The sequence below is a fragment of the Nonomuraea sp. NPDC050643 genome (assembly GCF_040654715.1).
Classification (GTDB): domain Bacteria; phylum Actinomycetota; class Actinomycetes; order Streptosporangiales; family Streptosporangiaceae; genus Nonomuraea.
The window spans coordinates 349,217-374,539 of the sequence record NZ_JBFAIM010000002.1 but is presented as its reverse complement, the minus strand read 5'-3'; the positions used below and the strand labels follow the sequence as shown (position 1 = coordinate 374,539).

General features: G+C 69.0%; 19 protein-coding genes. 8 read left to right on the top strand and 11 right to left on the bottom strand.

Features of this window, described 5'->3' with window-relative positions; translation table 11 throughout:
• The first annotated feature begins 136 nt into the window (after positions 1–136).
• The 4 genes from glgX to AB0I15_RS03930 all read left to right on the top strand — a co-directional run bounded on the left by glgX (position 137) and on the right by AB0I15_RS03930 (position 7,531).
• Positions 137–2,230: a glycogen debranching protein GlgX gene (glgX, locus tag AB0I15_RS03945; protein WP_358089698.1), complete on the top strand. Its 2,094-nt coding sequence runs from the start codon at positions 137–139 to the stop codon at positions 2,228–2,230.
• Positions 2,223–4,355, top strand: a complete 2,133-nt coding sequence (treY, locus tag AB0I15_RS03940; protein WP_358089695.1) for a malto-oligosyltrehalose synthase — start codon at positions 2,223–2,225, stop codon at positions 4,353–4,355. The genes glgX and treY overlap by 8 nt, the downstream gene beginning before the upstream one ends.
• Positions 4,356–4,386: 31 nt before the next feature.
• Positions 4,387–6,075, top strand: a complete 1,689-nt coding sequence (gene treZ, locus AB0I15_RS03935) for a malto-oligosyltrehalose trehalohydrolase (protein WP_358089693.1) — start codon at positions 4,387–4,389, stop codon at positions 6,073–6,075.
• Positions 6,076–6,526: 451 nt separating this feature from the next.
• On the top strand, positions 6,527–7,531 hold the full coding sequence (locus AB0I15_RS03930; protein WP_358089690.1) for a hypothetical protein: 1,005 nt from the start codon (positions 6,527–6,529) through the stop codon (positions 7,529–7,531).
• A 31-nt stretch (positions 7,532–7,562) separates the two neighbouring features.
• Here the strand turns inward: AB0I15_RS03930 and AB0I15_RS03925 are convergent, their stop codons facing one another.
• Positions 7,563–8,474 (bottom strand): winged helix-turn-helix transcriptional regulator, encoded by a 912-nt coding sequence (locus AB0I15_RS03925; RefSeq protein WP_358089687.1) that lies wholly within the window; start codon positions 8,472–8,474, stop codon positions 7,563–7,565.
• A 622-nt stretch (positions 8,475–9,096) separates the two neighbouring features.
• Here AB0I15_RS03925 and AB0I15_RS03920 point away from each other — a divergent pair.
• Positions 9,097–9,696, top strand: a complete 600-nt coding sequence (locus AB0I15_RS03920; protein WP_358089684.1) for a hypothetical protein — start codon at positions 9,097–9,099, stop codon at positions 9,694–9,696.
• A gap of 47 nt (positions 9,697–9,743) precedes the next feature.
• On the opposite strand, the gene AB0I15_RS03915 is transcribed toward AB0I15_RS03920, so the two are convergent.
• From AB0I15_RS03915 to AB0I15_RS03875, 9 genes are all read right to left on the bottom strand, one after another.
• Entirely contained in the window at positions 9,744–11,339 is a 1,596-nt protein-coding gene (locus AB0I15_RS03915) for an FAD-dependent monooxygenase (protein WP_358089681.1), read from the bottom strand.
• A gap of 648 nt (positions 11,340–11,987) precedes the next feature.
• Positions 11,988–12,278: an MTH1187 family thiamine-binding protein gene (locus tag AB0I15_RS03910; protein ID WP_358089678.1), complete on the bottom strand. Its 291-nt coding sequence runs from the start codon at positions 12,276–12,278 to the stop codon at positions 11,988–11,990.
• A gap of 114 nt (positions 12,279–12,392) precedes the next feature.
• Positions 12,393–12,716 (bottom strand): hypothetical protein, encoded by a 324-nt coding sequence (locus tag AB0I15_RS03905; RefSeq protein ID WP_358089675.1) that lies wholly within the window; start codon positions 12,714–12,716, stop codon positions 12,393–12,395.
• Between the two features lie 10 nt (positions 12,717–12,726).
• Complete coding sequence (locus tag AB0I15_RS03900) at positions 12,727–13,404, bottom strand: uracil-DNA glycosylase (protein WP_358089672.1); 678 nt, start codon at positions 13,402–13,404, stop codon at positions 12,727–12,729.
• 69 nt (positions 13,405–13,473) lie between these two features.
• Positions 13,474–14,850 carry a M1 family metallopeptidase gene (locus AB0I15_RS03895; protein WP_358089670.1) on the bottom strand — a complete coding sequence of 459 codons (1,377 nt, stop codon included), beginning with the start codon at positions 14,848–14,850 and terminating at the stop codon, positions 13,474–13,476.
• Positions 14,851–14,928: 78 nt separating this feature from the next.
• A complete protein-coding gene (locus AB0I15_RS03890; protein ID WP_358089667.1) occupies positions 14,929–15,828 on the bottom strand; it encodes a carbohydrate ABC transporter permease in 900 nt (299 codons plus the stop codon).
• Positions 15,825–17,201, bottom strand: a complete 1,377-nt coding sequence (locus AB0I15_RS03885; protein WP_358089664.1) for an ABC transporter permease subunit — start codon at positions 17,199–17,201, stop codon at positions 15,825–15,827. The genes AB0I15_RS03890 and AB0I15_RS03885 overlap by 4 nt, the downstream gene beginning before the upstream one ends.
• A gap of 12 nt (positions 17,202–17,213) precedes the next feature.
• Positions 17,214–18,536, bottom strand: a complete 1,323-nt coding sequence (locus AB0I15_RS03880) for an ABC transporter substrate-binding protein (protein WP_358089661.1) — start codon at positions 18,534–18,536, stop codon at positions 17,214–17,216.
• A gap of 7 nt (positions 18,537–18,543) precedes the next feature.
• Positions 18,544–19,791: an ABC transporter substrate-binding protein gene (locus tag AB0I15_RS03875; protein ID WP_358089658.1), complete on the bottom strand. Its 1,248-nt coding sequence runs from the start codon at positions 19,789–19,791 to the stop codon at positions 18,544–18,546.
• Positions 19,792–19,922: 131 nt separating this feature from the next.
• Between AB0I15_RS03875 and AB0I15_RS03870 the strand changes: the two genes are divergently transcribed.
• Genes AB0I15_RS03870 through AB0I15_RS03860 form a run of 3 tightly spaced genes read left to right on the top strand, consistent with a single transcriptional unit; the run spans position 19,923 to position 23,418 of the window.
• Positions 19,923–20,429 carry a PadR family transcriptional regulator gene (locus tag AB0I15_RS03870; RefSeq protein WP_358089655.1) on the top strand — a complete coding sequence of 169 codons (507 nt, stop codon included), beginning with the start codon at positions 19,923–19,925 and terminating at the stop codon, positions 20,427–20,429.
• Positions 20,426–21,154 carry an ABC transporter ATP-binding protein gene (locus AB0I15_RS03865; protein ID WP_358089653.1) on the top strand — a complete coding sequence of 243 codons (729 nt, stop codon included), beginning with the start codon at positions 20,426–20,428 and terminating at the stop codon, positions 21,152–21,154. Before AB0I15_RS03870 ends, AB0I15_RS03865 begins: the two co-directional genes overlap by 4 nt.
• The gene (locus AB0I15_RS03860) at positions 21,151–23,418 is read left to right on the top strand and encodes an FtsX-like permease family protein (protein WP_358089650.1); all 2,268 of its coding nucleotides are present in this window, start codon (positions 21,151–21,153) and stop codon (positions 23,416–23,418) included. Before AB0I15_RS03865 ends, AB0I15_RS03860 begins: the two co-directional genes overlap by 4 nt.
• Here the strand turns inward: AB0I15_RS03860 and treS are convergent.
• Positions 23,405–25,099, bottom strand: a complete 1,695-nt coding sequence (gene treS / locus AB0I15_RS03855) for a maltose alpha-D-glucosyltransferase (protein ID WP_358089647.1) — start codon at positions 25,097–25,099, stop codon at positions 23,405–23,407. The genes AB0I15_RS03860 and treS overlap by 14 nt on opposite strands.
• Positions 25,100–25,323: the final 224 nt, after the last annotated feature.

Sequence of the window (25,323 nt, the reverse complement as noted above, 5' to 3'; positions counted from 1 at the left end):
GATACCGCGCCGTCGGGGGCGGTCCACCCTGTTTGACCAGGAACCCGGGGGAAAGATCAGAGTGATCGGTGGGGGCCCGGGCTTGTCGGGTGGAGCGGGGGAACAGAACATGGGGACAGACCGCAAGGGAGCCTCGATGATCGAAGTCTGGCCGGGAGACCCCTATCCGCTCGGGGCGACCTACGACGGTGCCGGCACGAACTTCTCGCTCTACACCGAGGTCGCGGACCAGGTCGAGCTGTGCCTGTTCGACGAGAAGAACGTCGAGACGCGGGTCCCGCTGACCGAGGTCGACGGGTTCATCTGGCACGGCTACCTGCCGGGCATCAACCCGGGCCAGCGCTACGGCTACCGCGTCCACGGGCCCTACGACCCGGCGCACGGGATGCGGTCCAACCCGGCCAAGCTGCTGCTCGACCCGTACGCGATGGCCATCGAGGGGGGTGTCAACTGGAACGAGGCGGTCTACGGCTACCGTTTCGGCCATCCGGACACCAGGAACGACCGCGACTCCGCCCCCTACGTGCCGCGCTCGATCGTGATCAACCCGTTCTTCGGGTGGGGGCACGACCGGCCGCCGGCGACGCCCTACCACGACACCGTGATCTACGAGGCACACGTGCGCGGGCTGACGATCGGCCATCCCAAGATCCCCGAGCACCTGCGCGGCACGTACGCGGCGCTCGGCCACCCGGAGATCCTCGACCACCTCACCAAGCTCGGCGTGACGGCGCTGGAGCTGATGCCGGTGCACCAGTTCGTCACCGACCACATCCTGGAGCAGCGCGGGCTGTCCAACTACTGGGGCTACAACTCGATCGGGTTCTTCGCGCCGCACAACCGCTACTCCAGCCAGGGGCAGCGCGGCGGGCAGGTGCTGGAGTTCAAGGCGATGGTGCGCTCGCTGCACGAGGCGGGCATCGAGGTCATCCTCGACGTCGTCTACAACCACACCGCCGAGGGCAACCACCTGGGGCCGACGCTCGGCTTCCGGGGCATCGACAACGTCAACTACTACCGGCTGGTCGAGAACGACAAGCGGTACTACGTGGACACCACGGGCACGGGCAACAGCCTGCTCATGCGCTCCCCGCACGTCCTGCAGATGATCATGGACTCGCTCCGCTACTGGGTCATCGAGATGCACGTGGACGGGTTCCGGTTCGACCTGGCCTCGACGCTCGCGCGGGAGCTGCACGAGGTCGACCGGCTGAGCGCGTTCTTCGACCTGGTGCAGCAGGACCCGGTCCTGTCGCAGGTCAAGCTCATCGCCGAGCCGTGGGACGTGGGGCCGGGCGGCTACCAGGTCGGGAACTTCCCGTCGCGGTGGACGGAATGGAACGGGCGCTACCGCGACACGATCCGCGACCTGTGGCGGGGGCAGGCGGCGACGCTGCCCGAGTTCGGGTCCCGGTTCACCGGGTCGAGCGACCTGTACAAGGACGACAGCCGCCGCCCCGCCGCCTCGATCAACTTCGTGACCTGCCACGATGGGTTCACGCTGCAGGACCTGGTCTCGTACAACGGCAAGCACAACGAGGCCAACAAGGAGGGCAACCGCGACGGCACCGACGACAACCGCTCCTGGAACTGCGGTGAGGAGGGCCCGGCGGGCATCGCCATCGAGTCGCTGCGCGAGCAGCAGAAGCGCAACTTCCTCACCACGCTGTTCCTGTCGCAGGGCGTGCCGATGCTCTCGCACGGCGACGAGCTGGGCCGCACGCAGCGGGGCAACAACAACGGCTACTGCCAGGACAACGAGCTGACCTGGGTGGACTGGTCGGACGTGCGCGAGAACTGGCTGCTGCTGGAGTTCACCCAGAGCCTGGCCGAGCTGCGCAAGAAGCATCCGGTCTTCCGGCGCAGGCGCTTCTTCTACGGCAAGCCGGTACGCGGCCTCAGCGACATCGCCTGGCTCACCCCCTCGGGAGAGGAGATGACCGACGGCGACTGGAACGTGGGCTACGCCAAGTCGCTGGCCGTCTTCCTCAACGGCGACGCCATCACCGAGCCCGACCGGCGCGGCCGTCCCATGCGGGACGACTCGTTCCTGCTGCTGTTCAACGCCCACTACGACACGATCAAGTTCGCGATCCCCCAGGACTACGGCGAGATGTGGCACACCGAGATCGACACGGCGATGCCGATCAGGCTCGACGCGCGGATGTGCAAGGCGGGCGAGGCGATCGCGGTGCCGGGCCGCAGTGTGCGGGTGCTGCGCCGTGTCTAGGCCCGTCTCGACCTACCGGGTGCAGCTCACCCCGGACTTCGGCTTCGCCCAGGTCGCCGAGATCGCCGGCTACCTGCGCGACCTCGGCGTGACCCACGTCTACCTCTCGCCGATCCTGCAGTCGACGCCCGAGTCGCGGCACGGCTACGACGTCATCGACCACTCCAGGATCAGGGAGGAGTTCGGCGGGGCCACGGGGTTCAGGGAGATGGCCCAGCAGCTCGCCGCCCAAGACCTGGGCATCGTGGTGGACATCGTGCCCAACCACATGAACACGGTCAACGCGCAGTTCTGGTCGGTGCTGAAGGACGGGCCCGCTTCGCCGTACGCGAGCTGGTTCGACATCTATTGGGACGCCGACGGGAAGGTGACGCTGCCCGTGCTGGGCGACGACACCGAGCCCGTCGTGGACGGCGACGTGCTGCGCTACCACGAGCACGCCTACCCCCATCCGGGGCACTACCGGCTGGCCGACTGGCGTGAGGGGCCCGGCTACCGGCGCTTCTTCGACGTGTCGACGCTGATCGGGCTGCGCGTCGAGGACCCGGCCGTGCTGTTCGCCACGCACGAGGTGATCTTCTGGCTGCTCGACGAGGGGCTGGTGGACGGGCTCCGCGTCGACCACCCCGACGGGCTGGCCGACCCGCGCGGCTACCTCGAACGGCTGCGCGACCGCGTCGGCAGCGCGTGGACGGTCGTCGAGAAGATCCTCATCGGCCCCGAGCGGCTGCCCGCCGACTGGCCCTGCGACGGCACCACCGGCTACGAGGTGCTCAACCGGGTGAACGGGCTGTTCGTCGACCCCGCCGGCAAAGATCCACTGATCCAGATCTTTACCGACATGACGGGGCAGCCCGCCGAGTACCGGCCGGTGATGGCGCAGGCCAAGCGGGAGGTGCTCGACCTGTTCTTCGGCGCCGAGGTGGACCGGCTGGCCCGGGTCACCTCGTGCGCCCCCGACGCCGTGCGCGAGCTGCTCGCCGCGATGCCGGTCTACCGCGCGTACGTGGTGCCCGGGGAGCCGGTGCCGCCCGCGTCGGCCGAGATCGTCGAGCTGGCCGCCGAATCCTGCTCACCCGCCGTGCAACCCCTGGTCCACGAGGTCCTGTACGGCTCCGCCGAGTCGATCGTGCGTTTCCAGCAGACGTGCGGCCCGGTGATGGCCAAGGGCGTCGAGGACACGGCGCTCTACCGGTGGTTCCCGCTGGCCTGCCTGAACGAGGTGGGCGGGGAGCCGGACGCGTTCGGGCTGCCGGTGGAGGAGTTCCACGCGTTCTGCGCGGAGATGGCCCCCCACACGATGACCACGTTGTCCACGCACGACACCAAGCGCTCCGAGGACGTGCGGGCGCGGCTGTCGGTGCTGTCGGAGCTGCCAGGAGAGTGGGCGGCGGCGGTGACCGAGTGGTCTGCGCAGGTCAACTTCGACCCGCACCTCGACTACCTGGCCTGGCAGAACCTCATGGCCGCCTGGCCGATCTCGGCCGAGCGCTTCACCGACTACCTGCTCAAGGCCGCCCGCGAGGCCAAGACCGCCATCTCCTGGGTCGACCCGGACCCGGACTACGAGCGGCGGCTGCGGGACTTCGCCGAGGCCGCCGTACGGCTGCCGGTCGGCGGGTTCACCGAGCGGATCGACCCCTTCGCGCAGTCGAACTCGCTCGGGGCCAAGCTCGTGCAGCTCATGATGCCCGGGGTGCCCGACGTGTACCAGGGGAACGAGACCACCGACTTCTCCCTGGTCGACCCCGACAACCGGCGGCCGGTGAGCTATCCGCGCAAGCCGGAGACCTCCTGGGACGCGGCCAAGCTGCTGCTGACGACCCAGGCGCTGCGGCTGCGGCGGCGGCTCGGGGGCGAGGCCGCGTACCTGCCGCTGCGGGCGGAGGGGGAGTCGGCGGAGCACGTGATCGCCTTCGCCCGCGGGGAGCGGCCGCAGGCGGTGGCCGTCGCGACCCGGCTGCCCGTACGCCTGGCCGCCTCCGGCTGGGGCGGCACGACACTGACATTGCCTTCGGGGACCTGGCGCGACCTGCTCACCGGTGCCCTCCACACCGGTCGCATCCCGCTCGCGCACCTGCTCGGTCAGTATCCGGTCTCACTCCTGGAGCGACATGATCTTTGAGGTCTGGGCACCGAAAGCCACACTCGTCGAAGTGGACGTCCTGGGGGAACGCCGGGCGATGTCATCCGGCGAAGGGGGCTGGTGGTCGGCCGAAGTGGAGGGGGTGGGGCACGGCACGCGGTACGGCTTCGTGGTGGACGGGGGCGGGCCGTACCCGGATCCGCGGACGCGGCGGCAGCCCGAGGGGATCTTCGGGCAGAGCGCCGTCTACGATCATGCCCGTTTCACCTGGTCCGACCACGACTGGAAGGGGCGGGACCTGCGGGGGGCGGTCATCTACGAGCTGCACGTGGGGACGTTCACGGCGGAGGGGACGTTCGCGGCGGCCATCGAGAGGCTGCCGCACCTGGTCGAGCTCTGCGTCGACTTCGTCGAGGTCATGCCGGTCGCGCCCGTTCCCGGGGGGCGGAACTGGGGGTATGACGGGGTCGACCTGTACGCCGTGAACGAGACGTACGGGGGGCCTGACGGGCTCAAGTCGTTCGTGGACGCGTGTCATCGGGCCGGGATCGGGGTCATCCTCGACGTGGTCTACAACCATCTCGGGCCGTCGGGGAACTTCCTGCACCCGTTCGGGCCCTATTTCGCCGGATACAAGGGCAGTTACTGGGGCGATGCCGTCAATCTGGACGGACCTGACTCCGATGAGGTGCGCCGCTACTTCATCGGCAACGCCGTGCAGTGGCTGCGCGACTTCCACATCGACGGGCTGCGCCTCGACGCCGTGCACGCGCTGCACGACCGCCGCGCCACGCACCTGCTGGCGGAGCTGGCGGCGGAGGTCGACGTACTGGCCTGCTCGGTCGGCCGGCCGCTGTCGCTGATCGCCGAGTCCGACCTCAACGATCCGCGCATGGTGCGCTCCCTCGACGCGGGCGGGCTCGGCATGACCGCGCAGTGGGACGACGACGTACATCATGCCCTGCACTGCGCCGTCAGCGGCGAGAGCCACGGCTACTACCAGGACTTCGCCCACCTCTCCGCCCTGGTCAAGGTCCTGACCCGCGGCGTGTTCCACGACGGGACCCACTCCTCCTTCCGCGCCCGCGCCCACGGCCACTCGTTCGCCGGGGTGCCCGGTCACCGGCTCGTGGCCTGCCTGCAGAACCACGACCAGATCGGCAACCGCCCCGCCGGCGACCGGCTCCCGATCGCCGCGCTCAAACTCGGGGCCGGACTCCTGCTGACCTCGCCGTTCACGCCGATGCTGTTCATGGGGGAGGAGTGGGGGGCGCGCTCGCCGTTCCTGTTCTTCTCCGATCACGTGGAGCCGGAGTTGCGGGAGAGCGAGGGGGCGCGGAGGGAGCGGGAGTTCGACGGGTTCGGGTACGTCTGGGAGGCGCCCGACCCCTCGGAGGAGGAGACGTTCCTGCGCTCGAAGCTGGACTGGAGCGAGGTCAAGGAGGAGGCGCACTGGTCACTGCTGTGCTGGTACCGCGACCTGATCGCGCTGCGTAAGGCGCTGCCCGAGCTGTCGGATCCGCGGCTGGACCGGGTGCGGGTGGAGGCGGATCCGCTGGGGAAGTGGCTGCTGGTGTGGCGGGGGGCGCTGGCGGTGGCGGTGAACTTCTCCCTGGAGTCGGTGACGCTGCCGCTGTCGCCGGGAACGGTACTCCTGGCCTCGGACGAGCCGGTGGCGGTGGACGAGGACGGCCTGCGACTCCCCGCCCAATCCCTGGCCATCTGCCGCCCCCACCACCCTCCCGCGCCTGGTGGGTGAGGGAGTCACTGCGGACTTAGGGGGCGCCGGCTGAAGACCCCACCACCTCAACGTCGCCCCCTGCCACAAGGCCCCCACAAAGCACCCATCCCCACTCAGAGCCCAACCCCAGGAGCCCCACGACCTCCCGGACCGCGCCCCCGCGACCCCACGGGACCACGCCCACCGGACCGCGGGACCACGCTCACCGGACCACGGACCACGGACCACGGACCGCGGGACCACGGACCGCGGGACCACGGACCGCGGGACCACGGACCGCGGGACCACGCTCACCGGGCCGTCGGACCCCCGGGGGCATGCTGACAGGGCCTTGTCCACAGGACGATAACTCCCGCCCCCCGTTATCCACAGAATCGCGCTCCACTCCTCCGCCTCCACCCACCATCACCGATCCTGAGTGCCTCCCGCCCTCCCAAGGGCCCGCCCTCGCACTGGAGGCCACTCCCTCATGAAGATCACCCTCCCCCTGCCCCGCACCCTGACCTCCCTCTTCATCGTCGCCATGGAACACACCCCTTTCGACATCGAGTCATTCGTGCCCTGGCGCGTCGGCGGCCCATACAGAAGAGCCGTGATCACCTCAGCGAACAACGGCACACTGACGGCCGCCCACCACACGACCCCCTGGAAACCGACGGGTGCCGCCACCACCCTCACAGACGACGAAAGACGCCGCCTACGCCGCACAAAGCACCACGTCGTGGTGTCCTCGACCGCACCCCCGTACAAGCTCCCCACCACCATGCAGGCGGCCCGCGCCGCGGCCCGAGCCTTGGCAAGGGAGTCCGACGGCCTCCTCATCGACCCGCTGACAGGTTCGACGATCCTCACCTGCGGTCGCTGCGCCGGAGAGCCCACCGACTTCCGCCTCACCGACGACTGGCTGACATGGGACGTCCAGGTCCACGACGCCGCCACCTGCCCACCCTGGGACCCGGCCGACACGGGCGTATGCGATTGCCTGCGCGTCACCTCCCGCGGTCTGCGCCGCTTCGCCCTACCGGAGATCACCCTCGACGGCGCCGCCTGCGCCCACAACCTGTGCGCGACAAATCTCCTGCGCACCGTGGCCAACCGCCTGGTGACAGACCACCTGTCCTACGTCAACACCCACCCCGAGGCCACTGAACGCAAGCTCGACGACTTCCTCCAGATCCACCCCTCGGACCAGCCGGACGGCGGCCTCTCTTTCGGCGTCCAGCTCACCCCCTACGACTCCGATCTGGGCGAGCTAGGCCGCACCGGCAGCATCCGCCGCCTGAAAGTAGGCCCGGCCCCCGGCACAGGCCAGGTCGCCTGCCTCAAGGTAGGCCCACCCTCAGGCTTCACCGGTTCCCTCAACGACTGGCTGTGCGCAACCCAGGCCGCCACAAGCCACCCCTCACTCACCCTCATCTCCCCCCACACCCTAACAACCCCCGACCCGACCCCGGTCAGCTCCCTCGCCGCCTGACCAGAGAGAACAGCCCGCCGGCCAAGTCCACTCAAAGGGTCTGAACGGCCTCCAGGGTCTCCGCGATGGCAGACGGGATGTCCAGCACCGGAAAGACGACATGGCGGATGGTCCGGGAGCGGTCGATCACCAGGATCAGGCGCTTGAGCCTCATGACCTGCCCCGCCCGAAACGTCGGCAGCCGCAGCGCCACAGCCAGACGCAGGTCCACGTCCGAGAGCAGCGGAAACGTGATGGCCTCCGCTTCGGCGAAGGCGGCCTGCTCATCGGGACGCTGAGTGCTCACACCGTGAACGACGGCACCAGCCGCAGCGAACTCAGGCAACCGATCACGAAACAGCCGATTCTCCAGGGTGCACCCCGCCGCCCCGGGAACCTGTTTCCAGTCAGGAGGGAGAGACGCGGCCAGCCCCGTCGACGGATAGGCGAACAAGACGGTTGCGTCCGCATCGGCAACGACGTCGAGTTGCCGGCGAGAAGAGGAGACCCCAGAAAACGATGAGGTCGGCGTGAGATCGGCAGCATCAAGGAGGAGAGGTTCAGGAACTCGCGTACTCAGAAGCGCATGAACACGGCCTGTCTCCGTCCCCTGAGGATTCGGAACACCGGACAGTGCACCATCGCCGAGAAGCCAACGATCTGCCCAGTCCTGCATGCTGATCAACGTCGGCGCCAGCGCCCACCCGGTAGCCGTCAGCACATACTCGTGCCGCACCGGCCCCACCTGGTACTGCTCCCGCGTCAAAACCCCATGCTCCACCAGGTGCTTCAGCCGTTCCGTAAGGATCTTCCGCGAGATCCCCAACTCACGCAGCAAGTCATCAAAGCGGCGATGACCACGCGTAACCTCTCGAACGATCAGCAAACTCCACCAGTCGCCGATCACCGAGGCAGCCTGAGCAATCGAACACTGGACATCCCGCTCACGCAACTCTCTGACCATGCACGCACCTCCCCAACATGAGTCTCCTCCAGAAACCAAATAAGTCCCCAAAAGAGACTAACCCACCACCAACCGCCCACCACCAACCGCCCACCACCAACCGCCCACCACCCCACCCCAGCTCCACAGCCGCACCTCCACCCCGCGCCCACATTCACGCCCACGCCCGCGCCCGCATCCAACCCCGCACCCGCACCCACATCCAACCCCGCACCCGCACCCACATCCGCCCGTGCCCACGCCCACACCCACATCCCCTCCACGTCCGCGTCGCACCCACGTCCGCGTCGCACCCACGTCCGCCTCTCCACCCACACGCACGCCCACGCCCGCATCCACGCCCACGCCCCACATCCCTCGGCGCCCGCACCCACTCCCCGCCCGCTCCCCCTCCCCACCTGGGCCCGCATCCGGTCCGCGCACTGGCCGCGCTTCATGAAGCACGTGCGCTTCACCCAATGCACGCCCTTCACATGCTCCACTCGATGACCTTCACCCTCAGTGGCGCCGGAACTGAGACCGCTGCTGCGACTGTTCTGACCTGGTTTGATGGGAAAAGTGCGCGGTCGTCCTGAACCAAATCGCGTTGTAGCACCGTCAAAGGGACGTGATCCCGTTTGAGATGCTCGACGAAGATCTGCACACGGCACGTCGGCGGGCGCGCCGATGGGACGAACTGAACGAGCGCCGCACGGCGATGGCGCGCCTGGTAGGGGAGGCTCGGCGGGAGCTGGAGACGGCCGCGGTGTGGGATCAGGAGAGCGTGTCGGTCGAGGAGGCCCGACTCGGCGCCTACACGGTGGTGCTGGCGGCGGTGGAGCGGGAGCTGGCCGAGGTCGGGCCGGCAAAGGAACTCTACGAAGAGCTTCTGGTACGGGAGGAACGGCGTGTGGCCGACTCCGCCGATCCGCGCGGGGCCGAACTGCTCGAGATCGGGCGGCTGCTGGCCGAGCTGGACGTGGAGCTGCCCGCCAGAGAACGGGCCAGAGCGGCTGGCCTCCAGATCCTGCGTGACCCCGATGACCGGGAGGCGGCGGCCGAACTGGTCCGGCAGGCTCAGGCGCTCGGCATGACGGTGGAGCCCGGGGTGCTGCCGGACGGCGTCGAGACCAGAAAGGACGACATCGGCGGGATGGTGAAGCTGCTGGATGAGCGAAGCCAGGAGCTGGGGCGGCTACGGGACGACCTGCGCTCCCGCCGCGAGGAACTGCTGCTCGGCTGACTCCTCCCGGTCGCTCGGTCGGCACCTCGCCGGATCCTGCGAATGGGTTAGCGGCTGAGGATTTGGCGGAGGGCGTGCTCCAGTGTGTCTGCCGGGTTCGTGACCGGGTCGGGGGAGCGCCAGGCCACATACCCGTCCGGCCGGACCAGTACGGCGCCGCCCCCGCCGACGCCGTAGCGCTCCCTGAAGCGCCCCTCCACGTCCATCAGCTCGTCGTTCACCAGCAACCGCGTGAGCTCCACCCCGAGCCGCTCCTTCACCAGCCGCCCGGCCTCCATCCACGCCTGACCACCCTGCTTGTCGGCCAGCAGGACGAAGCTGGAGCCGAAGAGGTCGCCGATCGCGATGCGCTGCCCGTCCCAGTCGAGCACCACGTGTGGTGCGCGGCCGCCGGGGCGGCCGTTCGGTACGCGGGGGTCCTCCAGGAGGGAGCCGTCGTCCCCGGGTTCGTTGAGGATGGCGGTGGAGTGGTAGCGGTGTCCGAGCAGGGCGCCGATCGGGTCGTCGAGGGGCTCGGGGTAGCCGATGCGGGCGGCGGGCGGCATGCGTACGCCGAGGTTGGCGAGCTGCGCGTCGGCCGTGAGCGTGCCGATCGGGCGGCGCTCGGCGTCGTACGTGTCCAGGAAGCCGGCCCCCGCCTGCCCCGTGAGCACCAGCCACAGCCGCCAGGCGATGTCGCACCCGTCCTGGAGAGCCGTGCTGCCGCCCTGCCCGCCGGTGGGCGGCATGGTGTGGGCGGCGTCGCCGGCGAAGAACACCCGCCCCGCCCGATACCTGTCGGCCAGCACATGCCCGATCCCGAAGGTCGCCTTGTCCAGCACGCGTACGTCCAGCTCGGGCCGGCCGGTCGCGATGCGCACCAGCTCGACGCAGCGCTCGTCGGTGAAGTCGGCCGCGCTCTCACCCTCCGCGTAGTTGACCCCGAGCACGTGCGCCCCGACCCCCGTGCCGGTGACGATCACGCCGGTGAAGACCTCGTTCTGCAGGTACCAGAGGGTGACCTCCCGCTCGCGGACCAGCCCCGTCAGGTCGGCGTCGAACATGATCGAGCACATCCTGCCCAGCTCGCCCTTGCCCGAGGTGGGCAGGTTCAGGAGCTTCCGCAGCGGGCTGCGGTAGCCGTCGGCGGCCACCACGTAGTCGGCTCGTACGAGGCGCTCGCCGTCGACGTCGCGGATCCGGGCCGTCACGCCGTCCTCGTCCTGCTCGAGTGAGCACAGTTCGGTGGAGAAGCGCAGGTCGGCGCCCAGTTCCTCGGCCTTCACGCGCAGCACCCGCTCGATCTCGGCCTGGGGTGCGCCCACCAGGGCGGCCGGTGTGACGTCGGCCAGGAAGGCCAGCTCCTCCTGCTCGTCGTTCATGATCATGTGAGGGTTCGGATCGACCATGGTCTGGGCGATCGCGATGCGCATGTTGTCGCCGATGCCCGTCCAGATGCCGGCGAGCGTGCTTTCGAGACCGGGTACGGGACGCAGCAACTCCAGGGCTCGTGGGCCCACCCCGAACGCCTTGGGCTGGATCGAGGTGCTCGGATGCCGCTCGACGAGCATGACGGGCACCTCGCGCCAGGCCAGCAGCATCGCGGCGCTCAAGCCCGCGTATCCACCACCGACCACGAGGACCGGCACTCGCTCTTGCTCCATTGCACTCCACCTCCGAGGACGCGTACTATCGCGTTTGCGACGAGCGACACGATATGTCGCGTGTTGGAAGATGGTCAAGATATATCTCGAAATTCCAACTATGTCGTCATATTCGCGGTCTGCGCATCCGGGTCACGTGGAGACGATTGAGGGATGGGCGCGCCGGGGTGGGGTGACCGGGCGGGAATGATCGGGGCGGGAATGATCGGGGCGGGGATGGTTGGGGTGGGGATGGGCGCGACAGGGTGGGTGACGGGGTGGGGGTGGCCGGAGGTGAGGATGGTGGCTCGGGTGGGGGGAAGGGCGTGGCGGCCTGGTGTGTGAGCAGGTGTCACCTGCCGTACTCCGGCGTGGGTCCCTTCATCGGATCGGCCATCCCGGCGGGCCGTGGCGAAGTGTCACGTGCAGAGAACGAGCTTGGCTGAGGGCGACCTGTCGTGATGCCGACCCATCGAAGGGGGCCGGCCACCGACATCGAACACCCAGGCCGGCCACCGACATCAAACACTCAGCCCGTGGACGCGAGAAGTGCGGTGCGGGCTCACGTTTGAACCGGCGTAAGACCTGGGCGCGGCCTCAGGCGAAGGCCGTAAGCGTCCAAGAACCGTAAGCGTCCAAGAACCGCACGTGCCTGGGAAGCGTAAGTGCCTAAGAAAGGTGGCGTTCCAGGGAGTCCAGCTTGGACGTCATCCCGTCCGTGACCCCCTGCCGCAGGTCGGCCTTCAGGACCAGGCTCACCCGGGGAGCGACCTCGGCCACCGCGTCCACGGCGCGTTTCACCACGTCCATGACCTCGTCCCAGTCACCCTCGACCGTGGTGAACATCGCGTCCGTCCGGTTGGGCAGCCCGCTGTCGCGGACCACCTTGACGGCGCGGGCGACCGGTTCGGCGACCCCTTCGCCGACGCCCAGCGGGGTGATGGAGAATGCCACGATCATGAGATGCCCCCTCCGGCTCAAGCGAAAAGCCACGACGTCTTCGAACGCCGTGGCCGCCGCCGTACGTCACGCATGACGACCGTACGTGCCATCACGCGAGGTCGTCACGTGTCGTCACACGTGGTCGTGGTCGTGCTCTTCCTCTTCTTCGCTCGGCCCCTCGGACGGCTCCACGCCGAGCACGGCCTCGCGGGGCTCGATCTCGCTGATGTGCTCGACGAGGCCCAGCACGTGATCAGGCTCGATCAGCCACTGCAGCGCCGAGGCACCCGTGTCGTCGGAGGCGACCAGTTCGGCCTGCTCCGTGCGCTCCTCCTCGCTGAGGTCGGCCTCGGGGTGCCTGATCTCAGCCAGCGCCGCCGCCTGCAGCGCGTCCATGTCGAGCACCTCGACGGTCAGCTCGACCGTCAGGCGCAGGAACTTCGGTTCATCACTCATGGCGATAAGGCTAGGGCAGCTTCCACTCGACCGGCGCCGCGCCTTGCTGGGTGAGCAGCTCATTGGCCTTGCTGAACGGCCGCGAGCCGAAGAAGCCGCTACGGGCCGACAGCGGGGACGGGTGGGCCGACTCGATGCGCGGCACGCTGCCGAGCATGGGAGCCAGGTTGCGGGCGTCACGGCCCCAGAGGATGGCCACCATCGGCTTGTCGCGCGCCACGAGGGCGTGGATGGCCTGCTCGGTGACCTGCTCCCAGCCCTTGCCCCGGTGGGAGGCGGGCTTGCCGGGCATCACCGTGAGGACCCTGTTGAGCAGCAGCACACCCTGCTCGGCCCACGGCGTCAGATCGCCGTTGGCGGGGCGCGGCAGGCCGAGGTCGCTCTCCATCTCCTTGTAGATGTTGAGCAGACTGCCGGGCAGCGGCCGCACGTCGGGTGCCACCGAGAACGACAGACCGACGGGGTGACCGGGAGTGGGGTAGGGGTCCTGACCCACGATCAGCACCTTGACGTCGTCGAAGGGCTGGTTGAAAGCGCGCAGCACGTGCGCGCCCGCGGGAAGGTACTGCCTGCCTTCGGCGATTTCCTTACGGAGGAACTCGCCCATCTGGGAGATCTGCTCGGAGACGGGCTCGAGCGCGCGAGCCCATCCGGCTTCGACGACTTCGGTAAGGGGACGACCTGCCATGGCCGTTGAGCTTAGCCAGGTCTGGTACGGCTTGCGGCCCAAACGCCGGTCGCAGCCGTACCAGAATGATCACAACGACGGCTTTCCGGGCTTGAACAGCCAGGCGTCGAAGAGGGCGTCGAGTCGCCGGCCCGACACGCGCTCCGACAGGGCGACGAAGGCGGCGGTGTCGGCGTTGCCATGGCGGTGCTCGCGCGCCCAGGTCCGCAGGATCGCGAAGAACGTGGCGTCGCCGACCTCCCGGCGCAGCGCGTGCAGCGTCATCGCGCCACGGTCGTAGACGGGGGCGTGGAAGAGGTTCTCCGGGCCGCCGGGGTCGGCGGTCGGGGTCTGCCAGAACTCGTCCTCGGCCGGGGTCGCGTACGCCTCGTCGAAAGCGGCCTGCACCGTGCGGGTGCCGAGCCTGTCGGCCCACAGCCACTCGCCGTAGGTGGCGAAGCCCTCGTTGAGCCAGATGTCGCGCCACAGCGTGGGGGTCACGGAGTCGCCGAACCACTGGTGCGCCAGCTCGTGCGCGAGCAGCGACTCGCTGGGCACGCGCGGGTAGATGGGCCGCGTCTGCGTCTCCAGCGCGTAGCCGACCTCGGGCGCGTGGTCGACGATCCCGCCGGTCGAGGAGAACGGGTACGGCCCGAAGAGCGAGGCGAAATAGTCGAGCACCGGCGGATGCCGCTCGGCGAACCCGCTCGCGTCACCGGTGGCCTGCGGGTCCACGGCGGTGGTCACGCGGTGGCCGCCGATCCGGGCGTCGGCGAACGTGAACGTCCCGATCGACACGGTGGTCAGGTAGCCGGCCATCGACTCCCGGCAGTCCCACACGTACGTGGTCCGCCCGCCCCTGGACGCCTTCGACACCAGGTCCCCGTTGGCCACCGCCACCCGCGTGCTCGGCACGGTCACCGTGAACCGGTAGGTGGCCTTGTCGGTCATGTGGTGGTTGCCGGGGTACCAGGTCATCGCGCCCTGGGGCTCGTTGGCGTTGAACACGCCGTCGCCGGTCCTGATCCAGCCGTCCATGGAGCCGTCGGGGTCGATGACGTGGGCCGGGCTGCCGTCGTACCGGATCTGGACGGAGAAGCCGCGGCCCCGCGCCAGCCCTCTGACGGGTGTCACCACCAGCTCGGAGCCGCTCTGCGCATACGTGGCGGGCTTGCCGTCCACCGTCACGGAGCGCACCGTCAGCGTGCTGACGAGGTCGAGGTTGAAGCGGCTGAGCGCCTGGGTGGCCCGCGCCGAGATCCGCGCCACGCCGGAGAGGCGGCCGGTGGACGGGTCGTAGTCCAGGGAGAGGTCGTAGTGGCCGGCGTCGTAGCCGCCGTTGCCCTGGCCGGGGAAGTACGGGTCACCCGCGCCGGGGGCGCCGGGGGTGCCGCCCTGTTCGGCGACGGCGGGACCGATCGGAAGCGAGAGGAGGACTGCCGAGGTGAGAGCGAGGAATCGCTTCATGAAGAATCATCGAGGCCGCGTGAACACGCGTTACGGGCGCCCGTCTCCCCTCTCGGGAGGCGGGCGCCCGTCAGATCGCTACTTGACCGAGCCGGCCATCATGCCCTGGACGAAGTACCGCTGGAACGCGAAGAACAGGACCAGCGGAATGATCAGCGAGAGGAACGCGCCGGAGGAGAGGATGTCCACGTTCGACCCGAACTGCCGCATCTGAGACTGCAGATACTTGGTCATCGGCTGGTTGTCGGTGTTGGCGAAGACCAGCGCGATGAGCATGTCGTTCCACACCCACAGGAACTGGAAGATGCCCAGCGAGGCGATGGCGGGCTTGCCCAGCGGGAAGACCACCGAGACGAAGATCTTCCACTCGGGCGCGCCGTCCATGCGCGCCGCCTCCAGCAGCGAGGACGGGATGCCGACGAAGAAGTTCCGCAGCAGGAAGATCGCGAACGGCAGGCCGAACGCCACGTGGAACAGCACCACTCCGGGGATCGACCCGAAGATCCCGGTGCCGCCGTAAAGCGAGGCGACGGGGATCAGGGCGATCTGGATCGGCACGATCAGCAGCCCGACGACGATGAGGAAGCCCAGGTCGCGGCCGGGGAAGTCCATCCAGGCGAACGCGTACGCCGCCATCGCCGCGATGCCGATCACCAGGACCGTGGTCGGCACCGTGATCAGCACGGTGTTCCAGAAGGACGTGGTGAAGCCGCTGCCCAGCAGGTTGGCGTAGTTCTGGATGGTCAGCTCGGCGGGCTTGGTGAAGATCGTCCACCAGCCCTCGGCGTTGTTGACCTGCGTCGTGCGCATCGAGACGACCCACAGGCCCACCGTGGGCACCAGCCAGAACAGGCCCAGGAGCACCATGACGACCTGGACGGTGCCGCTGCCCACCCGATCGACGATCCTGCCTATCACACCTCTGCGCGGCGCTCCGGTCTCCAGGCCCTTCGGCGCCGTGGCCGTTGCCGTGGTCATGTGTCTTCCCTTCTGAACCTGCGGATATTCATGATCATGAAGGGAAGGACCAGAATGAGCAGGAAGATGGCCAGCGCGCTGCCCAGCCCCTGGTTGTTCCCGCCGCCGAACGAGACGCGCCACATCTCCAGCGCGACCACGTTCGCCTGGGGCTGGACCGAGGCGGGCGCGATGATGAACACCAGGTCGAACACCTTCAGCGTATTGATGATCATCGTCACGAAGACGACGAGCAGCACCGGCGACAGCAGCGGCACCGTGATCCGGCGGAACACCTGCCACTCCGAGGCGCCGTCGATGCGGGCGGCCTCGAGGGCGTCGCGCGGGATCGCCGCCAGCCCGGCCGCGATCAGCACCATGGCGAACCCGGCCCACACCCAGACGAACGCGCCGATGATGGCGGGGGTGATGAGCGTCGGGCCGAGCCAGGTCAGGCCGCCGTACGAGGCCTCGAAGTTCGACTGCGGGAGCCGTACGACGTAGGAGCCGGCGGGGAGCCCCGCGAAGCGGAACGAGCCGTCCTCGGCCGTCGTGGCGGTCGCCGCCACCTGGCCGTTCTGGACCGCCTCGACGGTCATGCCCGGCAGGCCCTTCTCGGTGCCGTCCACCGCGCCGCTCTGCCCGCCGCCGCCCGGTGTGAAGTCGAACCAGACGGTTCCCGAGACGCCGTCCCCGGCCGCCGGGGGCCGCGCGGGCTGGGCGTTGGCCGGCATGACGTCCGGCTTGACGCCGACGATCGGGATCAGCACCGGCTGGCCCGCCTGGGCGGGCTGCTTGGTGACGATCGCGCCGTCCTGGGCGGCGACCTGCGACTGGTCGCCCTCGCGCGGCCGGGCCTCCGGGTAGCCCTGCGAGGAGGAGAACGTGTCGTGCACGGTGGTCAGCACCGCGTTGGCCAGGCCCTTGTCGGGGTCCTCCTCGTAGACGAGGCGGAAGATCACGCCGGCCGCCATGAGCGAGACCGCCATCGGCATGAACACGATCAGCTTGAACGCCGTCGCCCACTTGATGCGCTCGGTCAGCACCGCGAAGATCAGGCCCAGCGTGGTGACCACGATCGGCGCGACGACCACCCAGATGAGGTTGTTGCGGATGGTCGTGAGCATGCCCTGATCGGTGAAGATCGAGATGTAGTTGCCCAGACCCACGAAGCCGTTGCCGGCGGAGTCGAACAGGCTTCGGAAGATCGAGTAGACGATCGGGTAGACCACCCAGATGCCCAGCAGCAACGCCGCGGGAAGGAGGAAGACGATGGCGACCGCCGGCGATGGGCCGAGGCGTCTATTGGTACGGGGGGTATCAGCCGGTCCGGGGGAGGTGCCGCCCGCGGTGTCCGCGGGCGGGTCCTGCCGGCCGTCCAACCGTTCGGTCACGGCCTTACCTCTTTACTTCCAGGCCTTCTTGGCCTCGGCTTCGAGCGCTTCCTGAGCGCCCTTGACGTCGCTCGGGTTGCGCAGGAAGTCCTGCAGCACCTTCCACTCGCCCTTGCCGTCGGTGCCGCCGAAGGCGCTCGGGGCCAGGTCGGACATGTCGTAGCGAACCGCGTCGCCGGCCGAGACGATGGTCTGGCCGAGCTGCTTGGTCAGCTCGTCCGGGTAGTTGTCGGGGGAGACGTTCTTGTTGGGCGACAGGTAGCCGGGGAGCTTGGCCCAGATCTCGCCGCCCTCCTTGGAGGCCAGGAACTGCAGCAGCGCCATGGCGCCGGGGGAGTCCTTCATGGCCACGGCCACGTCGCCGCCGAGCACGACCGGCGCGGTGTCACCGGCCTTGGGGAACGGGAAGTACTTCGCCTGCTCGCCGACCTTGGCGCCGGACTGCACGGCCTCGACGGCCACGAAGTCGGCCTCGATCACCATGGCGGCCTTGTTGTTGCTGTAGACCTCGCTCACGCAGGTGGGGAAGTCGGTCTGCAGGGCGCCGGAGGAGCCGCCGGCCACGAACTCCTTCTTGCCGACGATCTGCCCGATCTTCTCCAGCGCCGTCGCCACCGACGGGTCGGTCCACGGGATCTCGTGCTTGGAGAGCTTGTCGTAGTTCTCGGGGCCCGCGGAGGAGAGGTAGACGTTCTCGAAGAGGTCGGTCAGCGTCCAGCCGGAGGCGCCGCACAGCGAGAACGGCGGCGTGCCGGAGTCGGCGATGGTCTGGGCGGCCTTGACCAGCTCGTCCCACGTCGTCGCCGGCTGCACGCCCGCGTCGTCGAACGCCTGGGCGCGGTACCAGACCAGCGACTTGTGCGCCGCCTTGATCAGCACGCCGTACACCTGGCCGTCGGCGGAGCCGAGCTCCTTCCAGTAGGGGGTGTAGTTGGTGTCGATCTCCTTGGTGACCGTGTCGGCCAGCGGCTTGAGCGCCTTCTGGTCGGCGTACTGCTGCACCAGGCCCGGCTGCGGCAGGATCGCCACGTCCGGCGGGTTGTTGCCCTGGATGCGCGGGCCCAGGTAAGCGCCGGTGTCCTCACCGGTGGAGGCGTAGGTGACCTGGGCGCCCGTCTTGTCGGAGAAGGCCTTGAGCACCTGCTCGAAGTTCTTCTGCTCACTGCCGGTCCACTTGGCGGCCACTTCGAGCTTGACGCCCTGGAGTGTCTTCTCGCCGCCTGCGGCCGGTGCCGACTCCGAAGCGGTGGGCTGGGTCGTCGTCGGTGCGTTGCCGCACGCGGAGACGGCTACCGCCAGCCCGGCCAGGATCGCTGCTGCACTGCCTTTTCGCATGGCTGCCTCACTGGGTTCTGATGATCTCTTCGAGTTCTGACTTCATGGAGGCCGCGACGTCGTCGGCGGACTCGATGGAGGGATTGCCGAGCGCCTTGGCGACCGAACTGGCGATCACCAGGCTCAGCTGGTTGTAGTTGGCGCTCACCGGCCGTGGCTTGGCGGCAAGGATGCTCTCCTTGAGCACGGGCAGGTACGGGAAGCGCTTGATCAGGGCGGGATCGTCGTAGAGCTCGGTCCACACGGGCGGGAACGAGCCTTCGGTCAGGACCCGTCGCTCGTTCTCCAGGCTCGTGAAATAGCGGATGAACTCCTGTGCGGTGTGCTGGTGCTTGGAGAAGGCGCTGACGGCCAGGTTGGCGCCGCCCAGCGTGCTGGACCCGGGTCCGTTGAGGCCGGGCAGCCGGGTCACGCCGACCTTGCCGCCCAGCTTGGCCTTGGCGGGTCCGTACGCGTGCGGCCAGTTGCGGGCGAAGGCCAGCTCGCCCTCCTGGAAGGCCAGGCGCGACTCCTCCTCCTTGAAGCTCAGCGAGTCCTTGGGTATCCAGCCCTCTCGCAGGCCCTGGAACAGGAAGTCGAGCGCGATCTCGCCCTTGGCCGGGTCGAGGGTGACCTCGGTGCCGTCGCGGCTGACGATCTCCCCGCCGGCCGACTGCACGGCCTCCGCGAAGTTGACCGTGAGCCCTTCGTAGGCCAAGAACTGCCCGGCATATCCTCCGATGTGGTGCTTTTTCATGATTGTGCGTGACTGGTCGCGCAGCTCCGCCCACGTCCGCGGCGGCTTCGTGACCAGGTCGGTGCGGTAGTAGAGCAGCCCCGCGTTACTCGTGTACGGGACGGCCCAGAGCTTGTTCTTGTAGACGGCCGTCTCCACGACGGGCGGCAGGAACCTGTCGAGCGGGAAGAGCCCGCGCTCCAGGGGGATGATCCAGCCGTTCTCCGCGAATTCTGCCGTCCAGACCACGTCGAGGCCGATGACGTCGTATCGGTTGCTCTGGGCCTGGAGGTTGGCCGCTATCTGAGCGCGTTGCTCGTCGGCGGCCTCGGGCAGTTCCAGCAGCGTCACCTTCTCGGCCGGGTGGGCCTGGTTCCAGCGATCCAGCAAGGGTTGCAGGTACGCCGTGGTGTCGCGACCGGTGGCGAACGTGATGGGCCCGGTTCCGCCCGTCCCGGTCTCGCCGCCGCCCTCTTTGCCCGTTGCCGCGCAGCCGGCCGCCACGATCACGGCCAGAAGCACCGGCAGCGAGCGAAACACCTTGTTTCCTCCACGTTCAGCGTGGTTTACATACGTGTTAGGTAGATGCATTCATGTTATGCACACCTGTAATCTGTAGGTCAACGGATTGCTCCGTAACGCATACGTAACAGGAGCGGGGAGGTGGGGCGGTGCGACTTCACCTGCTGGCGCTCCTGGCGAAGGAGCCGGCTCATGGCTACGAGCTCAAACAGGCCCTCGAGCAGACCTTCGGCAGTGCCTACCCCTCCCCGAACATCGGCCAGATATACGTCACGCTCGGCAGGCTGGAGAAGGACGGCCTGGTCAGAGCGGTGGACGTGGAGCAGTCCAACCGGCCCAACAAGAAGGTCTACTACCTGACGGCCAAGGGCCGCGACGTGCTCATGACCTGGGTCGACGAGCCCACCGAGGGCCCCAGGGTCCGCGACGAGTTCTTCATGAAGCTCGTGCTCGCCCCCCTGACCGGCATCGCCGACCGGATGGCGCTGATCAGCAGGCAGCGTCGGCACTACTTGTCGCTGATGGGCGACCTCAACGACCTCCTGGCCCGCACCCCGCCGAGCGACCGGGTGGCGATGTTGCTCATCGAAGGTGCCATGCTTCACCTGCAGGCAGATCTTGACTGGCTGGAACGTTGTCAGGAGGATCTGGCATGAGCGCGGTTGTGAAAACGGTCAATCTGGTCAAAATCTACCAGGATGGCGCGGTGCCCGTGCCCGCGGTGCGGGGCGTGGACCTGCAGGTGGAGCCGGGAGAGTTCGTCGCCATCATGGGGCCGTCCGGGTCCGGGAAGTCCACGCTCGTCCACATGCTCGGCGGGCTCGACGCCAGGACCAGCGGCGAGATCTGGCTCGACGGCAAGCGCGTCGACACGTTCTCCGAGAGCGCGTGGGCGCTGCTGCGACGTAAGAAGATCGGATTCGTCTTCCAGTTCTTCAACCTGGTCGCCAACATGACGGTCGGCGACAACGTCGAGCTGCCCGCGCTCCTGGGCGGAGCCTCGCCCAGGGTGGCCCGCGAGCGCAGGGAGAGCCTGCTCGACGCGCTCAACCTGACCGACCGGGCGGGCGCCGCGCCCGCCCAGCTCTCCGGCGGCGAGCAACAGCGGGTGGCGCTGGCCAGGGCGCTGGCCAACCAGCCCAGCCTGCTGCTGGCCGACGAGCCCACCGGCAACCTCGACAGCCGCAACACGCGCGACGTGCTGCGCCTGCTGACCGAGGTCCACAAAGAGGGCCAGACGATCGTCATGGTCACCCACGACGCCCGCGTGGCGGCGCTGGCCGACCGGCTCGTCTCGCTGTTCGACGGAGAGATCGTGGACGACGGCCGCATAGCGCGCAGGCGCACCCGCACCGCCGGAGAGGTGATCGACCTCCGATGAGCGCGTCGCTGGCCGGAAGCCGGTGGATCAAGGCCGACCTGCGGGCCAGGAAGGGCCAGGCGGTGCTGACGGTGCTGGCCGTGGCCGGCATCGTGGCGGCGCTGATCACCGCGGCGACCCTCCTCGAAGACGGCACGAACCCGTGGCGGAGCCTGTTCGCGCAGACCGAAGGGGCCCACGTCTGGCTGCACACCATGGACAGCCCCCAGGTGGCCCTGGGCGACATCGACGGCGTCACCCGGACCGCGGGCCCCTACCGGTCGGCGCCCGTGACCGTGGCGCAGGACGGCAAGAAGGAGCCCGCGTCGCTGCGCGCGATGCCGGCCACCCCGCCGCAGGTGGCGCACCCGGTGGTGGCCGAGGGCAAGTGGCTGGACCCCGCCCAGCCCGACGGCGTGGTCGTCGAGCGGTCGTTCGCGACCTCGCTGGGGCTGCGCATCGGCGCCCCCTTCACGATCATCGCGCTCAGCGGCAAGCGCCACACCCTCTACGTACGCGGCGTCGCCGACTCGGCCGAGCAGGGCTTCTACCCCGAATGGACACCCGGCCTGGCCTACGTGCTGCCCATCATGCTCGACCGCATCGAGCCCATGCTCGGCCGCAGCGAATGGGTGACCGGGCTGCGCCTGGACGACCCCGAGGCCTCCCAGGTCGTCTCACAGCGCGTGGTGGTCATGCTGGAGGACCGGCTGCAGCGCGTCTACACCTGGCGCGAGGTCAGAGCGGCCATGGAGCTGGACAACCGGCTGCTGGGCACGCTGCTGGCGCTGTTCGGGGTGGTCGGCCTCGTGGCCGCCGCGCTCGCCCTGGCCAACGCGGCCGGCGGCCGGGTGCTCGGCCAGCTCCGCGACCTGGCCACGCTCAAGTCGATGGGCTTCACCAGGGGCCAGATCGCGCTGCTGCTCCTGGCCGAGCACGGCGCGCTGGGGCTGCTGGGCGTCGCCGTCGGGGCGCTGGCGGGCTGGGGCGTGATGGCCGCGATGCTCGGCCCGACCTCCGTGGCGCCCGCTCCCGTGCTGGCCATCATCGGCGGCACGGCGCTGGTGGTGCTGGCGGCCGTCGGGGTGCCCGCCTGGCGCGGGGGCCGCACGCCGCCGATCCCCGACGTGCCCTCCGCCCCGCCGCGCGGCCACCTGTCCAGGCTGGCCCGGCTGGCCCTCCTCGTACGCCTCCCGCCCGCCCTCGTCCTCGGCACCAGAGACGCCTTCACCCGCCGCGTGCCGGCGTTCCTGACGGCGTTCGGCCTGGCCGTGCCGATGATGATGATCACGATCGGCCTCGGCGTCTGGGCCACGCTCGACAACTTCCTGGCCCACCCCGAGCAGGTGGGCCAGCACGCCGGCCTCTACGTCAGGCCGGGCAAGGTCGAGCCCGCCGAGGCCCAGCGCCTAGCCGAGCAGGACAAGGACGTGGCCGCGGTCTACCCGGGCACCGACGTCAACGCCCTGGCCCCGGGCGAGGCCCGCTCGGTCAGGGTGCGCGCCCTCGGCAGCTCGACGAGCCCCTACCCGTTCCCCGTGGTCGAGGGCCGCATGTACGGGCAGCAGGGCGAGGCGGTCGCCGGACAGGGCCTGCTCGACCTGCTCGGGCTCAAGATCGGCGACCGGGTGCGGCTCACCGTGGGCGGCAGCCCGCTGATCGTCCGGATCGTCGGCAGGACCGTCGAGCCCGACCTGGACGGCGAGGTGCTCTCGGTGGGGCTCGACAGCCTGGCGGCCAAGGACTCGGTGCCGCCGGAGTTCTACGCGCTGGCCCTCAAGCCCGGAGCCGACCAGGCCGAGGTGCGCGGCAGGCTGCTGGCCGAGTCGGCCGAGGGCCTGGAGGTGCAGGCCGCGGTCAACCCGGCCGACCGGCTGTCGGTCATCAGGATCGTGATCGTGGCGCTGATCGTCGTGCTCGCCCTCATCGGCCTGGCCAACCTGCTCACCGCGAGCGCGCTCGGCCTGCGCGACCACGCCCTCGACCTGGCCGTGTTGAAGGCCATGGGGCTGACGCCACGCCAGGTCATGGCCACGCTCGTCACCGGCACGGGCCTGCTGGTCGTGCTCGGGGTGAGCGTGGGGGCGGCGGTCGGCGTCTCGATCGTCACCGGCCTGATCGACCTGCAGGGCCACACCAGCGGCGTGGGCGCCGGCATCGGCCGGGCGCCCTCCGCCCTGACGCTGACGCTGGCCGTGCTGATCGCCGTGGGCACGGCCCTCGCCGTCGCGCTCATTCCCGCGCGACGGGCGGCCCGTGCCCAGGTGCCGGTCACGTCTCGCTGAGCGCCGCCTCGGGCTTCTTCAGCGCGAACCAGTAGAAGCCGTGCCCCGGCAGCGTGAGCAGGTAGGGCAGCTCTCCGATGGGCGGGAACGGCACCCCGCCCCGCGCCTCGACCGGGATCATGCTCTCGAAGCGCCGCAGGTCCAGCTCGACCGGCTGCGGGAACTTCGACAGGTTGTTCACGCACAGCATCACGTCGTCGCCGTCCTCGCGCACGTACGTCAGCACGCAGGGGTTCGACGACCACATTTCCGTGTACGCGCCCACCCCGAACACCGCGTGCTTACGCCGGATCTCCAGCATCTTGCGGGTGAAGTGCAGCAGCGACCCCTCGTGCCGCTGCTGGGCCTCCACGTTGACCGCCTGGTAGCCGTAGATCGGGTCCATGACCGCGGGCAGGTAGAGGCGGCCCGGGTCCGCGGAGGAGAACCCGGCGTTGCGGTCGGGGCTCCACTGCATCGGCGTGCGGACCGAGTCGCGGTCCTCCAGCCAGATGTTGTCGCCCATGCCGATCTCGTCGCCGTAGTACATGATCGGCGAGCCGGGCAGCGACAGCAGCAGGGCGGTGAACAGCTCGATCCGGTCCCTGTCGTTGTCCAGCAGTGGGGCCAGGCGACGGCGGATGCCCAGGTAGGCGCGCATGCGCGGGTCCTTGGCATATTCCTTGTGCATGTAGTCGCGCTCTTCCTCGGTCACCGTCTCGAGCGTGAGCTCGTCGTGGTTCCGCAGGAAGATGCCCCACTGCGCGTGCTCGGGCAGCTTGGGCGTGCGCGACATGATCTCGGAGATCGGCTCGCGCGTCTCCTTCTTGACCGCCATGTAGATGCGCGGCATGAGCGGGAAGTGGAAGGCCATGTGGCACTCGTCGCCGCCCGTGGTGGGGTCGCCGAAGTATTCGACCACGTCCTCGGGCCAGCCGTTCGCCTCGGCCAGCAGCACCCGGTCCGGGTAGAGGCGGTCGACCTCCGCGCGGATCCGCTTCAGGTACGCGTGCGTCTCGGGAAGCCCGGAGCACGCCGTGCCCTCACGCTCGAACAGGTAGGGGACCGCGTCCAGCCGGAACCCGTCGATCCCCAGGTCCAGCCAGAACCGCAGCACCTCCAGCATGGCCTCCTGGACCGCCGGGTTGTCATAGTTCAGGTCCGGCTGGTGGTGGAAGAAGCGATGCCAGTAGTACTGCTTGCGCACCGGGTCGTAGGTCCAGTTGGACTCTTCGGCGCCGATGAAGATGATCGGCGCGTCGGGATAGCCGCCCGGAGTGTCGGACCACACGTAGAAGTCGCCGTACGGCCCCTCGGGGTCGTGCCGGGACGCCTGGAACCAGGGATGCCGGTCGCTGGTGTGGTTCATCACGAGGTCGGTGATGATCCGCAGGCCGCGCTCGTGCGCCGCCTCGATCAGCTGGACGAAATCCCCCAGGTCCCCGAAATCGGGGAGGATCTTCATGTAATCCGAAATGTCGTAGCCGCCGTCGCGCAGCGGCGACTCGTACAGCGGCAGCAGCCACAGGCAGTCCACGCCGAGCCACTCGAGGTAGCCGAGCTTCTCGATGAGACCGCGCAGGTCGCCGGTGCCGTCGCCGTTGGAGTCCTTGAACCCCCGGACGAGAATCTCGTAGAACACCGCCCGCTTGTACCAGGCTGGATCCTCCGAGACGAACGCCTCGGAGATCGGCTCCGGCATTGGGGATGCGTTGATCATATGTCGCTCACAGGAAGAGATGTGGGCAGGACGAAGTCACCGGTTGCACCGGCGTTTTTATGTGGTGACCGCGCCGCGTGGAGTCGTCATCCCTGCGAACCCCATGCCCTCGAACGAGACCGGATTTGTGATCTGGTGCCCGTTTGTGCGGCGCTTACGGGCCGAACACTACCAGCCCGTTGGCTTTCCGGAACCCGCTTCTGCTG